Here is a 14420-nt window from a genome sequence, read left to right as displayed (position 1 = left end):
ACGGCAAGTTCTGCCACTGATCGATTGAGGGGCGGCATCATTTGCAGAACGACCCAGTCTTTGAAGTCGCTTTCGTATCGCTTGCCCATTTTGGACATTGTTATGCACCTTCGCCCTCTTGAATGATTGAGTCAATCAACAAGGGCGACAGGTAGCCTGACACGGAGGGGCTTGTAAAAAAAGTGAGTCGCCGTAAGGGCGAAACCCTAAGCAGCCGTTACCGCAGCAACGGATACACACCCAATCTCATAGACAACAAAAAAGGCGCCCGAAGGCGCCTTTTGCTTTACAGCAACAGCCGTCAGGCCATTTCAGCCGTGGTCTCGAAGTCGAAGGTCAGCTCGCCGTCCTTGAGATCGATGTGAACCACACCACCATGGTCGGCCAGTTCGCCAAAGAGGATCTCTTCCGCCAGCGGACGCTTGATCTTGTCCTGAATCAAACGCGCCATTGGTCGAGCACCCATTGCCGTGTCGTAGCCACCCACTGCCAGCCAGCCGCGCGCTGCGTCCGTCACTTCCAGCTGCACGCGCTTGTCTTCCAGCTGCGCCTGAAGCTCGGTAAGGAACTTGTCCACCACGCTTTTGATGACCTCATGACTGAGGCGACCAAACTGGATAATGGTGTCCAGACGGTTGCGGAACTCCGGCGTGAAGCTCTTCTTGATCACTTCCATCGCATCGGACGAGTGGTCCTGATGGGTGAAACCGATCGAAGCGCGAGCTGCCGTTTCGGCACCGGCGTTGGTCGTCATGATGACGATCACGTTACGGAAGTCCGCCTTGCGCCCGTTGTTATCGGTCAGCGTACCGTGGTCCATCACCTGCAGCAGCAGGTTGAAGACTTCCGGATGCGCCTTCTCGATCTCATCGAGCAACAGCACGCAGTGAGGCTGCTTGGTGATGGCTTCGGTCAGTAGACCGCCCTGATCGAACCCGACATAACCTGGAGGCGCACCGATCAGACGCGATACGGTGTGGCGCTCCATGTACTCGGACATGTCGAAGCGAACCAGTTCGATGCCCAACGCCTTGGCCAACTGACGCGCCGCTTCGGTTTTACCGACACCGGTAGGCCCTGCGAACAGGAACGAACCGACTGGCTTGTCAGGCGACTTGAGGCCGGCACGGGACAGTTTGATCGCGGTCGACAACGAGTCGATTGCGGCATCCTGGCCAAATACTGTCAGCTTCAGGTCACGCTCAAGGTTACGCAGCAGCTCTTTGTCGGAACTGGTGACGTGCTTAGGCGGAATCCGCGCGATTTTCGCGACGATGTCCTCGACCTGAGGCACTTCGATGCGTTTCACGCGTTTCTCGATTGGCTGCAGACGCTGGTAGGCGCCCGCCTCGTCGATGACGTCGATGGCCTTGTCCGGCATGTGCCGGTCATTGATATAGCGCGAGGCCAGTTCCGCCGCCGCACGCAACGCTTCATCGCTGTATTCGATGTTGTGGTGCGCTTCGAAACGACCTTTCAGGCCGCGCAGGATGCCAATGGTGTCTTCCACCGAAGGCTCCGACACGTCGACCTTCTGGAAGCGCCGGGCCAAAGCACGGTCCTTCTCGAAGATCCCGCGGAATTCCTGGAACGTGGTCGAACCGATGCAACGGATATCACCCGACGACAGCAGCGGCTTGAGCAGGTTCGAGGCATCCATGACGCCACCGGACGCGGCACCCGCACCAATGATGGTGTGGATTTCGTCGATGAACAGGATCGCCTGCGGACGTTTTTTCAGCTCATTGAGCAACGCCTTGAAGCGTTTCTCGAAATCGCCGCGGTATTTTGTCCCGGCCAGCAAGGCCCCCAGATCGAGGGAATACACCACGCTGTTGGCCAGCAGGTCCGGCACCTGGTTGTCGACAATGCGTTTGGCCAGGCCTTCGGCAATCGCGGTTTTACCCACACCCGCCTCGCCCACCAGCAACGGATTGTTTTTGCGACGACGCGCCAGGATCTGCGCAACGCGCTCGACTTCCAGCTCACGGCCTACCAATGGATCGATTCGACCCTGGCGCGCGAGTTCGTTGAGGTTGCTGGCATAAGCATCCAGAGGATTGCCTGAAGAAGAAGACTCACCGCCCTCGTCGTCCTGCATATCTTGTTCACCTTCAGAGTGATCGCCATGCCCCGGCACTTTGGAAATGCCGTGTGCGATGTAGTTGACGACATCGATGCGCGCAACGCTCTGCTGTTTCAGCAGGAACACTGCCTGACTCTCTTGCTCACTGAAGATCGCGACCAGTACGTTGGCGCCAGTCACTTCGCGTTTGCCCGAGCTCTGTACGTGAAAGACAGCACGTTGCAGAACACGCTGGAAGCCCAGGGTTGGCTGGGTCTCACGATCCTCGTCATGAACGGGGATCAATGGCGTGGTGGAGTCGATGAACTCCTGCAGATCGTGCTTGAGTTTGTCGAGGTTTGCGCCGCAGGCACGCAAAACGGTGGCGGCAGCCTCATTGTCCAATAGGGCCAGCAGGAGGTGTTCGACGGTCATGAACTCATGACGCTTCGAACGTGCCTCCTTGAAGGCAAGATTGAGGGTGACTTCGAGCTCGCGGTTTAACATAGCTTCACCTCATACCCAAGTGGTCGGCGATTAACCGTCCTTCTCGATTTCACAGAGTAGCGGATGCTGGCTTTCCCTGGCGTACTGGTTGACCTGCATGGCCTTAGTCTCGGCGATGTCGCGGGTAAACACTCCACATACTGCCCGTCCTTCTGTGTGGACGGCCAGCATGACCTTGGTCGCCAGCTCGCGATTCAGGTTAAAAAACACCTCGAGCACTTCGACGACGAAATCCATCGGTGTGTAGTCATCATTAAACAAAACCACCTTGTACATCGGCGGCGCCTGTAAAGCAGGCTTTGCCTCCTGAACAGCAATGCCTGCGGAATCGTCGTCGTGTGAATCAGGGCGATCCTGATTGAATGTTAGTCGAATCTGGCTGATTGCATGCATGGAAAGAAAGGTTCGTCAGTTGTGCAAATACAGTGGTGGGGGCGGCTATGGACGTTTTCAACTCCGACTGCCCGGTCACCTTGACTATCGGGAAATCGGTGTTACAACCAATAGAGCCCACAGTGGGTAAAAAAGGTCCGCGGAGTCAATCTTATTTCCAGGAAATGACTGCGGATGAACTGGATGATACTCCAGTGATGGAGTCTGTTGCAGAGGGATATGGGTATGTCAGTCGGTAAGGTGAAATGGTTCAACAATGCCAAGGGGTTCGGTTTCATTAACACCGATGCCAGAGAAGGCCGTGACGAAGACGGTCATCTTATTGATTTCTTTGCACACTATTCGGCCATTGAAATGAACGGATACAAGACTCTCAAGGCCGGGCAACTCGTAAGCTTCGAGATCGTCCAGGGACCCAAAGGGCTGCACGCAGTCAAGATTGGGGCTGCCACGACCGAGAACGAACAGGCCGCTGCCACCCAGCAAGAAACGGTGTCGAGTTGACGCAACCCGTCATCCAGTCATAAAAAAACCGCCCGAAGGCGGTTTTTTTTAATGCTGATTCGCTTACATATGCGGCTTACATATGCGAGATGAGCGCATCACCAAACGCCGAAGAAGACAGCAGCTTCGCGCCTTCCATCAGACGGTGGAAGTCATAGGTCACTGTCTTGGCCGAAATCGCGCCGTTGGTGCCTTTGATGATCAGATCAGCCGCTTCGGTCCAGCCCATGTGACGCAGCATCATCTCTGCGGACAGGATCAGGGAACCTGGGTTGACCTGGTCCTTGCCAGCGTACTTCGGCGCAGTACCGTGGGTCGCTTCGAACATCGCAATGGTGTCAGACAGGTTGGCACCCGGTGCGATACCGATACCGCCCACTTCCGCCGCCAGGGCGTCGGAGAGGTAGTCGCCGTTCAGGTTCAGGGTCGCGATCACATCGTATTCGGCCGGGCGCAGCAGGATCTGCTGGAGCATGGCGTCGGCGATGGCATCTTTGACGATAACGTTCTTGCCGGTTTTCGGGTTTTTGAACTGCATCCACGGACCGCCATCGAGCAGGGTCGCGCCGAATTCTTCAGCTGCCACTTCGTAGGCCCATTCCTTGAAGGCACCTTCGGTGAACTTCATGATGTTGCCTTTGTGCACGATGGTCAGCGAGTCGCGGTCGTTGTCGACCACATACTGCAGCGCTTTTCGCGCCAGACGCTTGGTGCCTTGCAGGGAAACCGGCTTGATGCCGATACCGCAGTTTTCGTCGAAACGAATCTTGGTGACGCCCATTTCATCTTTAAGGAACTTGATGACTTTGGTCGCTTCCGGCGAACCGGCTTTCCACTCGATACCGGCGTAGATGTCTTCCGAGTTCTCACGGAAGATCGTCATGTCGACGTCGCCTGGCTTCTTGACCGGGCTAGGCACGCCTTCGAACCAACGCACAGGGCGCAGGCAGACATAAAGGTCGAGTTGCTGACGCAGGGCCACGTTCAGGGAACGGATGCCGCCACCGACCGGGGTGGTCAGAGGGCCCTTGATGGAAACCACGTAATCTTTAACTGCGTCCAGGGTTTCCTGGGGTAGCCAGGTGTCCTGATCGTAAACCTGAGTCGCTTTCTCCCCGGCGTAGACTTCCATCCAGGAAATTTTGCGCTCGCCGCCGTAAGCCTTCTTAACAGCAGCATCGACAACCTTGATCATGACCGGGCTGATATCAACGCCAATACCATCACCTTCGATGAAGGGGATGATCGGGTTGTTAGGAACATTGAGAGAATGGTCCGCGTTGACGGTGATTTTGTCGCCGACTGCTGGAACCTGAATCTTCTTGTATCCCATGCTGAACTCCATTGTTTGGATTGAACATCTGGCTTCGTTCGAGCGTACCCCAGTTAAATCGGCACGCAAACCCTATGTTCCAACCATCTGCCGCAAAGCTGCACAGTTCGCGACCTACAAGCCTGAAAGCAAAGGGAAAAGCGCCAAACTCAAGCACGGTGCAAGACTCTACGCCCCACTCGCCCCTGCGACCTTTAGACCAATGGACGACAATCGTTGCATATGAACCATCGGCAGATTGCCAGCTACCTATGTATAATGCCGCCCGCTGACCACAGAGTCACGATGGCCGACCTCTCTATTACGAGGCTTTGGGCCTGAAAAAGCCGGGTTGTTACCGCAGCCCACCCGCTTGACGCTCGACTGATGCACCCAACATCACCGCGAAGAAATCTCGACATTCGGCTCATGGATGACTTTGAACGAACGCGCTTACCCGGCGCCCCTCGAGTTTTTCTGCGCACGCTTTAGCAAAGAAGAGAGAGTTAATCCGAATATGCCCACCCGCTCGAAGATCATCTATACCTTCACCGACGAAGCTCCCGCCCTCGCCACCTATTCACTGTTGCCTATCGTAGAGGCCTTCACCGCCTCCGCTGATATCGCCGTGGAAACCCGCGATATCTCTCTTGCAGGGCGCATCCTGGCCAGCTTCCCCGAGCAACTGGGTGACAAAGCCGTAGCCGACCACCTCGCCGAACTGGGCGACCTGGCCGTTACGCCTGAAGCCAACATCATCAAGTTGCCGAACATCAGCGCCTCGGTTCCGCAACTGCAAGCCGCGATCAAGGAACTGCAAGCCCAGGGCTTCGCACTGCCTGACTACCCGGAAACCGTGACCAGCGACGCCGACAAGCTCGCCAAGTCGCGTTACGACAAGATCAAGGGCAGCGCCGTGAACCCGGTTCTGCGCGAAGGCAACTCCGATCGTCGTGCACCGCTGTCGGTCAAGAACTACGCGCGCAAACACCCGCACAAAATGGGCGCCTGGGCTGCGGACTCCAAGTCCCACGTCGCGCACATGAGCACCGGCGATTTCTACGGTAGCGAAAAAGCTGCCCTGATCGACGCCGCTGACGCCGTCAAAATCGAACTGATCGCTCAAGACGGCACCACCACCGTCCTGAAAGAAAAAACCACCGTGCAAGCCGGTGAGATCCTCGATTGCGCAGTCATGAGCAAAAACGCTCTGCGCAGCTTCATTGCTGCCGAGATCGAAGACGCCAAAGCCAAAGGCGTGCTGCTGTCGGTTCACCTGAAAGCCACCATGATGAAGGTCTCCGACCCGATCATGTTCGGCCAGATCGTTGCCGAGTTCTATAAAGGCGCACTGGCCAAGCACGCTGACGTGCTGGCGCAGATCGGCTTCAACCTGAACAACGGCATCGGCGACCTGTACGCTCGCATCAAAGCCCTGCCGGCTGAGCAGCAAGCGCAGATCGAAGCGGACATCCAGGCGGTCTACGCCGATCGTCCGTCGTTGGCCATGGTCAACTCCGACAAAGGCATCACCAACCTGCACGTGCCGAGCGACGTTATCGTCGACGCCTCGATGCCGGCGATGATCCGTGACTCCGGCAAAATGTGGGGCACTGACGGTCAGTTGCACGACACCAAGGCTGTGATCCCGGATCGCTGCTACGCCACCATCTACCAGGCGGTGATCGAAGACTGCAAGCTGCACGGCGCTTTCGATCCAACCACCATGGGCAGCGTGCCAAACGTTGGCCTGATGGCGAAGAAAGCCGAAGAGTACGGCTCGCACGACAAGACTTTCCAGATCAAGGCCAACGGCGTAGTTCGGGTTTCCGATGGCGCTGGCCGCATGCTGCTGGAACAGTCGGTTGAAGCCGGCGACATCTTCCGCATGTGCCAGACCAAAGACGCGCCGATCCAGGACTGGGTCAAACTGGCCGTCAACCGTGCTCGCGCAAGCGCCACTCCAGCGATTTTCTGGCTGGACCCAATGCGCGCCCACGACGGCGTAGTGATCGAGAAAGTTCAGGCTTACCTGAAGGATCACGACACCTCCGGCCTGGACATCCGCATCATGTCGCCAGTCGACGCGATGGCCTTCACTCTGGGCCGTACCCGCGAAGGCAAGGACACCATCTCGGTGACCGGCAACGTACTGCGCGACTACCTGACTGACCTGTTCCCGATCATGGAACTGGGCACCAGCGCCAAGATGCTGTCGATCGTTCCGCTGATGAACGGCGGCGGTCTGTTCGAAACCGGCGCCGGCGGTTCGGCTCCGAAGCACGTTCAGCAACTGCTGGAAGAGAACTTCCTGCGCTGGGATTCCCTGGGTGAGTTCCTGGCCCTGGCCGCTTCCCTTGAGCACCTGGGTGTTACCTACAACAACCCTAAGGCGCTGGTTCTGGCCAAGACCCTGGATCAGGCTACTGGCCAGTTCCTGGACAACAACAAGTCGCCATCGCGTAAAGTCGGCAACATCGACAACCGCGGCAGCCACTTCTACCTGGCGCTGTACTGGGCTCAAGCCCTGGCTGCCCAGACCGAAGACACTGCACTGCAAGCGCAGTTCGGCGAACTGGCCAAGACCCTGACCGAGAACGAAGCAACCATCGTTGCCGAGCTCAACGCCGTTCAGGGCAAGCCAGTGGACATCGGCGGTTACTACCATGCCAATGCCGAGCTGATCAGCAAGGCCATGCGCCCGAGCAACACCTTCAACGCCGCGATCGCTGCGCTGGTTTAAGGTTGTAAGGGAACATCACAAACCCCGGCCCTGCGCCGGGGTTTGTGTTTGTGGCGTTCACACACTTTCAATGTGAACACTGGACCAATGTGGGAGCGGGCTTGCTCGCGAATGCGGTTTATCATTCAACAATCATGCTGGCTGACCCACCGCATTCGCGAGCAAGCCCGCTCCCACATTGACCGTGTTCCACTATAAAAATCGAGGATGCTTCATGGATTGGCTACCCCACATCACCGTCGCCACCATCGTCGAAGACAACGGTCGTTTCCTGATGGTTGAAGAAACCAAGCACGGACGAACGGTGCTCAACCAACCCGCCGGCCACCTCGACCCGGACGAAACCCTGATCGAGGCCGCCGTACGCGAAACCCTCGAGGAAACCGGCTGGGACGTCGAGCCGACTGGCGTGGTGGGCATTTACCTCTACACCGCCCCAAGCAACGGCGTGACGTATCAGCGGGTCTGTTTCACCGCAAAACCGCTCAAACATCACCCCGACTATCAGCTGGACGACGGCATCGTCGGCGCAAAATGGCTGACGCGTGACGAACTGCTGGCACAGCGCGCAAACTGGCGCAGTGAGCTGATCATCCGCTGTATTGATGATTATCTGGACGGCAAACTCTTCGGCCTCGAACTGATCCGCCCTTCTCTTTAGCCTTGCGGGCTTCGGCCTGTTAGAATCGCGTCCTTTTTCAAGACACTCATTGAATCCCTATGCGTGATCCAGCCCCTTCTGACACACAAAAGAAGCGCGTCATTGTCGGCATGTCCGGCGGCGTGGACTCTTCCGTTTCCGCTCTCCTGCTGATCGAGCAGGGTTATGAGGTGGAAGGCCTGTTCATGAAGAACTGGGAAGAAGACGATGGAACGGAATACTGCACCGCCATGGATGACCTGGCGGACGCCCAGGCCGTGTGCGACAAGATCGGCATCAAGCTGCACACCGCCAACTTCGCCGCCGAGTACTGGGACAACGTGTTCGAGCACTTCCTGGCCGAATACAAGGCCGGTCGCACGCCGAACCCGGACATCCTGTGCAACCGCGAGATCAAGTTCAAGGCGTTCCTCGACTACGCCATGATGCTCGGCGCCGACCTGATCGCCACCGGTCACTACGTGCGTCGCCGCGACATCGATGGTCGCACCGAGCTGCTCAAGGGCCTGGACCCGAACAAGGACCAGAGCTACTTCCTGCACGCCGTCGGCGGCGAACAGATCGCCAAGACCCTGTTCCCGGTCGGCGAGCTGGAAAAACCCGAAGTCCGCGCGATTGCCGAGAAACACGAACTCGCCACCGCGAAGAAAAAGGATTCCACCGGGATCTGCTTTATCGGCGAACGCCGCTTCAGCGACTTCCTCAAGCAATACCTGCCGGCCCAGCCAGGCGAGATCAAGACCACCGAAGGTGAAGTCATCGGCCGCCACCACGGCTTGATGTATCACACCATCGGTCAGCGTCAGGGCCTGGGCATCGGCGGCTTGAAAGACGCCAGTGACGAGCCGTGGTACGTGCTGATCAAAGACCTGGAACACAACGAATTGATCGTTGGCCAGGGCAATGACCATCCGTACCTGTTCTCGCGCGCCCTGCTCGCCTCGGACATCTATTGGGTCAACCCGATCGACCTGAGCGAACCACGCCGATTGACCGCCAAAGTCCGCTATCGCCAAAGCGACCAGCCGTGCACCCTGGAAAAAACCGCCACCGGCTACCGCGTGACCTTCGATGACCCGCAACGCGCGGTCACCCCAGGCCAGTCCGTGGTGTTCTACGACGGTGAAATCTGCCTCGGCGGCGGCGTGATCGAAGTCGCGGAGCCGTGGACCAGCAAAGGCACGGCTCAAGGCGAGCAGCAATGAACCCGACTCAGGAGCAACTGACGGCCCTGGGCGGTGTGTTTCTCGCCGCCGTGCTGGTCGACAAGATCGCCAAGACCGGCCAGACCACCGAAGCCGGCCTGACGTGCATGCTCGGCAGCCTGCTGATTCGCGACCCAAAAGACACCCTGGAAGTCTACGGCGGCGACGACATCAATCTGCGTGAAGGCTACCGCGCATTGATTGGCGCCCTGGAACGCGACCCGAGCACCCTTCAGCGCGAACCGCTGCGCTATGCGCTGGCAATGCTTGGTCTGGAGCGTCAATTGGCCAAGCGCAATGACATGCTCGATGTGATCGGCAAGCGTCTGCCGCAGATTCAGTCCCAGGTCGAGCACTTCGGCCCGGCGCACGAAAACGTGATTGCAGCGTGCGGCGCCCTGTATCAGGACACCCTGAGCACCTTGCGCCAGCGAATTCAGGTCCATGGCGACATGCGCAACCTGCAACAACCGAGCAACGCTTCGAAGATCCGCGCCCTGTTGCTGGCCGGAATTCGTTCGGCGCGCCTGTGGCGGCAGTTGGGCGGTCATCGCTGGCAGCTGGTGATCAGCCGTCGCAAGTTGCTGAAAGAGCTTTACCCGCTGATGCGCAGCAGCTGAACCGCGCCTGCAAGACCCTTTGTAATTTGTAACGCGTAAGACGCTGGTCAGTTGGCAACGGACCGGCGGATTTTTTCATGTATGATACGCGCCCCATTTCGTTGCCCGACTGTCCGAGAACACCCCATGCAGCTTTCTTCGCTCACTGCGGTTTCCCCTGTTGACGGCCGCTACGCCGGCAAAACCCAGGCCCTGCGCCCAATTTTCAGCGAATACGGCCTGATCCGTGCTCGCGTTCTGGTTGAAGTGCGCTGGCTCCAGCGCCTGGCCGCTCACCCAGGTATCAGCGAAGTGCCGGCGTTCTCCGCCGAAGCCAACGCTGTGCTGAACACCCTGGCGGAAAACTTCGCTCTGGAGCACGCCGAGCGTGTCAAAGAGATTGAGCGCACCACCAACCACGACGTCAAAGCCATCGAATACCTGCTCAAAGAGCAAGCGGCCAAGCTGCCGGAACTGGCTGCTGTCAGCGAATTCATCCACTTTGCCTGCACCAGCGAGGACATCAACAACCTGTCCCACGCCCTGATGCTGCGCGAAGGCCGTGATGACGTGATGCTGCCGCTGATGCGCCAGACCGCTGAAGCCATCCGCGAACTGGCCATCCGTTTCGCTGACGTGCCGATGCTGTCGCGCACCCACGGTCAACCGGCCTCGCCGACTACCCTGGGCAAAGAGCTGGCGAACGTGGTTTACCGTCTGGAGCGTCAAATCGCTCAAGTCGCGGCCGTTCCGCTGCTGGGCAAGATCAACGGCGCTGTCGGCAACTACAACGCTCACCTGTCGGCCTACCCTGAGATCGATTGGGAAGAGAACGCCCGCGCCTTCATCGAAGACGAGCTGGGCCTGGGCTTCAACCCGTACACCACGCAGATCGAACCGCACGACTACATCGCCGAGCTGTTCGACGCGATCGCGCGCTTCAACACCATCCTGATCGACTTCGACCGCGACATCTGGGGCTACATCTCCCTGGGCTATTTCAAACAGCGCACCATCGCTGGCGAAATCGGTTCGTCGACCATGCCGCACAAGGTCAACCCGATCGACTTCGAAAACTCCGAAGGCAACCTGGGCATCGCCAACGCACTGTTCCAGCACCTGGCGAGCAAGCTGCCGATTTCCCGCTGGCAGCGCGACCTGACCGACTCCACCGTATTGCGCAACCTCGGTGTCGGCTTCGCCCACAGCGTGATCGCGTACGAAGCCAGCCTCAAAGGCATCAGCAAACTCGAGCTCAACGCTCAGAAGATTGCTGCCGACCTGGACGCGTGCTGGGAAGTATTGGCCGAGCCAATCCAGACCGTGATGCGTCGCTACAACATCGAAAACCCGTACGAAAAACTGAAAGAGTTGACCCGTGGCAAGGGCATCAGCCCTGAAGCACTGCAAACTTTCATCGACGGTCTGGACATGCCAGCCGCCGCCAAGGCCGAGCTGAAACTGCTCACCCCGGCGAACTACATCGGTAACGCTGTAGAGCAAGCCAAACGCATCTGATCGACCGCTTGACCCTTTTGAGACGCCCGGCAGCGCCGGGCGTTTTTATTCCCGTCTGAAAAGTGCATTTTTTCAATAGGTTACACATGAATCCTGATATTCCTCTTCAACTTCTGGGCGGCATCACGGCGCGCGAATTCCTGCGTGACTACTGGCAGAAAAAACCACTGCTGATTCGCCAGGCGATCCCTGATTTCGAAAACCCGATCGACCCAGACGAACTGGCCGGCCTGGCGCTGGAAGAAGAAGTTGAATCGCGCCTGGTGATCGAGCACGGCGAGCGTCCTTGGGAAATGCGTCGCGGCCCGTTTGCCGAAGACGAATTCAGCAAGTTGCCGGAAACCGAGTGGACCCTGCTGGTGCAAGCGGTCGATCAATTCGTGCCAGAAGTCAGCGAGTTGCTGGAAAACTTTCGCTTCCTGCCGAGCTGGCGCGTCGACGACGTGATGATCAGCTTTGCCGCCCCAGGTGGCAGCGTCGGTCCGCACTTTGACAACTACGACGTGTTCCTGCTGCAGGGTCACGGCAAGCGCAACTGGAAAATCGGCCAGATGTGCGATTCCGAGAGCAAGCTGCTGCCGCACGCGGACCTGCGCATCCTCGCCGACTTCGAAGCCACCGATGAGTGGGTCCTGGAACCCGGTGACATGCTCTACCTGCCGCCACGCCTGGCCCATTGCGGCGTTGCGGTGGATGACTGCATGACCTACTCGGTCGGCTTCCGCGCCCCGAGCGCCTCTGAAGTGCTGACTCACTTCACTGACTTCCTCAGCCAGTTCCTGACTGACGAAGAGCGTTACACCGACGCCGACGCACTGCCGGCGGTCGATCCGCACCAGATTCAGCACGACGCCCTTGATCGCCTGAAAGCTTTGCTGGCCGAGCACATGAGCGACGAGCGCCTGCTGCTGACCTGGTTCGGCCAGTACATGACCGAGCCGCGCTACCCGGAACTGATCGTCGGCCCGGAAGAAGTCGAAGAAGAAGACTTCCTCGCCAGCCTGGAACAAGGCGCTGTGCTGATCCGCAACCCGAGCGCGCGCATGGCCTGGTCCGAAGTCGATGACGACCTGCTGCTGTTCGCCAGCGGCCAGAGCCGTTACCTGCCGGGCAAACTGCGCGAGCTGCTGAAATTGATCTGCGCTGCCGACGCCCTGCACACCGATAACCTCGGTGACTGGCTGAACGACGAAGACGGCCGCGGCCTGCTGTGCGAGCTGGTCAAGCAAGGCAGCCTGGGGTTTGCTGATGAATAAAATCCACGTTCGTGTCGCAGACTGGCAGAAGGACATCGCCGAGATCCGGCGCATTCGTGAGACGGTGTTCATCGCCGAGCAATCCGTTCCTCCTGAGCTGGAATGGGATGCTGATGACGCAACGGCGGTGCATTTTCTGGCCTTCGAAGGCGACTTTCCGATTGGCACCGCCCGCCTGCTGCCCGATGGCCACGTCGGCCGGGTGTCGGTGCTGAAAGACTGGCGCGGCTTGAAGGTCGGCGATGCGCTGATGCACGCGGTGATCGGTGAAGCCGAGAAGCGCGGGCTCAAGCAGCAGATGTTGAGCGCACAGGTACAGGCCACGGCGTTCTATGAGCGCCTGGGCTTCAGCCTGGTCAGTGAGGAATTCCTGGAAGCAGGCATTCCGCATGTGGACATGGTGCGGCATTCGGCATAACACCGCGATGAGGCCCGCAAGAACACACAAAACGCCCCGCCATCTTCGGATGCCGGGGCGTTTTGCTGTCTACGATTCAACTTGCCCCACGCCGGGCCGACAAACTGGCAATATCAACACTTCAAGATGTCGGAGATAACGGATATGTCCCTACGCACCCTGCTCACCACGCTGCTGCTGAGCTGCAGTTTTTCGGCCATCGCCGCCACCGAGATCGTGCCACTGAACTACCGCACCAGTGCCGACATGCTGCCGATGGCCCAGGATTTCATCGGCAAGGATGGCCAGGTCAGCGCCTACGGCAACCAACTGATCGTTAATGCTGATCAGCGCAAGATCGACGAACTTAAAGCCTTGATCACGCAACTCGATGTAGCCGCCAAACGTCTGCTGATCACTGTCGACACCAACGAAAACAACTTCCAGGGCGATCAAGGTTACTCGGTAAACGGCACGAAACCGAGCCAGACCCGCATCATCAATCGCAGCACCGACAGCCGTGACGGCGGAATTCAGCAGATCCAGGCCAGCGAAGGCTCGCCGGCCCTGATCCAGGTCGGCCAGAGCGTGCCGCTCACCAGCTCTCAGACCGATTCCTACGGCGATCTGCGAAGCCAGACCGAATACCGCAACGTCACCCAGGGTTTCTACGTCACCGCCAGCGTCACCGGCGATATCGTTCACCTGGCGATCAGCACCAATCGTGACCGAATGAGCCAGGAACGTCCCGATGTAGTGAATGTACAAAGTACCGACACAACTGTCACGGGACGACTGGGTGAATGGATCACCCTGGCTGGCGTAAACCGCCAGACTCAGGCCGACAAACAGGGCCAGACCCGCAGCTACTCGACTCAGGGTCGCGATGACATGACCCTGCGGGTGAAAGTCGATACTTTGGACTAAACCACCGAAAACTGACTGATTAGTCGTATTAGACCAAAGATGTAGTGCCATAAAAAAAGCACTACAAAACGTTTGACGATACAAAAAAGCGAAGGCATGATGGCCTCGCTCCCGCTAATCAGGGGCCCTGGCAAGGGCCTTCGAGGCGCCGTTCGCACCTACCCCGCGAGCCGCTTCGTGTCTGTACCGCCCACAAGGTGTGTTTGACGAGGTTGCCGACTGGAACGAAGTTGTCCCGAGGGACGGAAGCGTAATTAGGTAACCCGGCTCCACACTGAAGTTCGCACCAAGGCCCACGACGCCCGAATGCGCTCGACAGTTCGCCCTTACCTG

12 protein-coding genes are annotated in these 14420 nt (G+C 58.4%); 9 read left to right on the top strand and 3 right to left on the bottom strand.

Annotation, left to right across the window (positions count from 1 at the left end; genetic code table 11):
* Positions 1-301: 301 nt before the first annotated feature.
* Together clpA and clpS are read right to left on the bottom strand one after the other, a co-directional pair.
* Entirely contained in the window at positions 302-2572 is a 2271-nt protein-coding gene (clpA, locus tag ASC74_RS07335) for an ATP-dependent Clp protease ATP-binding subunit ClpA (protein WP_033057050.1), read from the bottom strand.
* Between the two features lie 30 nt (positions 2573-2602).
* Positions 2603-2965 (bottom strand): ATP-dependent Clp protease adapter ClpS, encoded by a 363-nt coding sequence (clpS, locus tag ASC74_RS07330; protein WP_046032480.1) that lies wholly within the window; start codon positions 2963-2965, stop codon positions 2603-2605.
* A gap of 225 nt (positions 2966-3190) precedes the next feature.
* On the opposite strand from clpS, the gene ASC74_RS07325 reads away from it, so the two are divergent.
* Positions 3191-3469 carry a cold shock domain-containing protein gene (locus tag ASC74_RS07325; protein WP_056740449.1) on the top strand — a complete coding sequence of 93 codons (279 nt, stop codon included), beginning with the start codon at positions 3191-3193 and terminating at the stop codon, positions 3467-3469.
* 76 nt (positions 3470-3545) lie between these two features.
* Here the strand turns inward: ASC74_RS07325 and icd are convergent, their stop codons facing one another.
* The gene (gene icd, locus ASC74_RS07320; protein WP_010458895.1) at positions 3546-4802 is read right to left on the bottom strand and encodes an NADP-dependent isocitrate dehydrogenase; all 1257 of its coding nucleotides are present in this window, start codon (positions 4800-4802) and stop codon (positions 3546-3548) included.
* Positions 4803-5298: 496 nt separating this feature from the next.
* On the opposite strand from icd, the gene ASC74_RS07315 reads away from it, so the two are divergent.
* The 8 genes from ASC74_RS07315 (at position 5299) to ASC74_RS07280 (ending at position 14087) form a co-directional block, all read left to right on the top strand.
* A complete protein-coding gene (locus ASC74_RS07315) occupies positions 5299-7524 on the top strand; it encodes an NADP-dependent isocitrate dehydrogenase (RefSeq protein WP_056740447.1) in 2226 nt (741 codons plus the stop codon).
* Positions 7525-7738: 214 nt separating this feature from the next.
* On the top strand, positions 7739-8185 hold the full coding sequence (locus ASC74_RS07310; protein ID WP_056740445.1) for an NUDIX hydrolase: 447 nt from the start codon (positions 7739-7741) through the stop codon (positions 8183-8185).
* 59 nt (positions 8186-8244) lie between these two features.
* Positions 8245-9390 carry a tRNA 2-thiouridine(34) synthase MnmA gene (gene mnmA, locus ASC74_RS07305; RefSeq protein WP_056740444.1) on the top strand — a complete coding sequence of 382 codons (1146 nt, stop codon included), beginning with the start codon at positions 8245-8247 and terminating at the stop codon, positions 9388-9390.
* Positions 9387-10010: a high frequency lysogenization protein HflD gene (gene hflD / locus ASC74_RS07300; protein ID WP_046047459.1), complete on the top strand. Its 624-nt coding sequence runs from the start codon at positions 9387-9389 to the stop codon at positions 10008-10010. The genes mnmA and hflD overlap by 4 nt, the downstream gene beginning before the upstream one ends.
* A gap of 126 nt (positions 10011-10136) precedes the next feature.
* A complete protein-coding gene (purB, locus tag ASC74_RS07295) occupies positions 10137-11507 on the top strand; it encodes an adenylosuccinate lyase (protein WP_027925117.1) in 1371 nt (456 codons plus the stop codon).
* An 86-nt stretch (positions 11508-11593) separates the two neighbouring features.
* On the top strand, positions 11594-12763 hold the full coding sequence (locus ASC74_RS07290) for a ribosomal protein uL16 3-hydroxylase (RefSeq protein WP_056740442.1): 1170 nt from the start codon (positions 11594-11596) through the stop codon (positions 12761-12763).
* Complete coding sequence (locus ASC74_RS07285) at positions 12756-13181, top strand: GNAT family N-acetyltransferase (RefSeq protein WP_056740441.1); 426 nt, start codon at positions 12756-12758, stop codon at positions 13179-13181. The genes ASC74_RS07290 and ASC74_RS07285 overlap by 8 nt, the downstream gene beginning before the upstream one ends.
* 144 nt (positions 13182-13325) lie before the next feature.
* Complete coding sequence (locus ASC74_RS07280; RefSeq protein ID WP_056740439.1) at positions 13326-14087, top strand: secretin N-terminal domain-containing protein; 762 nt, start codon at positions 13326-13328, stop codon at positions 14085-14087.
* Positions 14088-14420: the final 333 nt, after the last annotated feature.

It is taken from the genome of Pseudomonas sp. Root329, assembly GCF_001424925.1.
Classification (GTDB): domain Bacteria; phylum Pseudomonadota; class Gammaproteobacteria; order Pseudomonadales; family Pseudomonadaceae; genus Aquipseudomonas; species Aquipseudomonas arabinosi.
The sequence above is the reverse complement of the archived record's forward strand: the minus strand, read 5'-3'. Positions and strand labels throughout refer to the sequence as shown.

What these genes read in the sequence shown, in the direction of transcription:
- purB (WP_027925117.1), top strand. Translation starts at nt 10,137, where the DNA reads ATGCAGCTTTCTTCGCTCACTGCGGTTTCCCCTGTTGACGGCCGCTAC.
- ASC74_RS07315 (WP_056740447.1), top strand. Translation starts at nt 5,299, where the DNA reads ATGCCCACCCGCTCGAAGATCATCTATACCTTCACCGACGAAGCTCCC.
- clpS (WP_046032480.1), bottom strand. Translation starts at nt 2,965, where the DNA reads ATGCATGCAATCAGCCAGATTCGACTAACATTCAATCAGGATCGCCCT.
- clpA (WP_033057050.1), bottom strand. Translation starts at nt 2,572, where the DNA reads ATGTTAAACCGCGAGCTCGAAGTCACCCTCAATCTTGCCTTCAAGGAG.
- mnmA (WP_056740444.1), top strand. Translation starts at nt 8,245, where the DNA reads ATGCGTGATCCAGCCCCTTCTGACACACAAAAGAAGCGCGTCATTGTC.
- hflD (WP_046047459.1), top strand. Translation starts at nt 9,387, where the DNA reads ATGAACCCGACTCAGGAGCAACTGACGGCCCTGGGCGGTGTGTTTCTC.
- icd (WP_010458895.1), bottom strand. Translation starts at nt 4,802, where the DNA reads ATGGGATACAAGAAGATTCAGGTTCCAGCAGTCGGCGACAAAATCACC.
- ASC74_RS07285 (WP_056740441.1), top strand. Translation starts at nt 12,756, where the DNA reads ATGAATAAAATCCACGTTCGTGTCGCAGACTGGCAGAAGGACATCGCC.
- ASC74_RS07280 (WP_056740439.1), top strand. Translation starts at nt 13,326, where the DNA reads ATGTCCCTACGCACCCTGCTCACCACGCTGCTGCTGAGCTGCAGTTTT.
- ASC74_RS07310 (WP_056740445.1), top strand. Translation starts at nt 7,739, where the DNA reads ATGGATTGGCTACCCCACATCACCGTCGCCACCATCGTCGAAGACAAC.
- ASC74_RS07290 (WP_056740442.1), top strand. Translation starts at nt 11,594, where the DNA reads ATGAATCCTGATATTCCTCTTCAACTTCTGGGCGGCATCACGGCGCGC.
- ASC74_RS07325 (WP_056740449.1), top strand. Translation starts at nt 3,191, where the DNA reads ATGTCAGTCGGTAAGGTGAAATGGTTCAACAATGCCAAGGGGTTCGGT.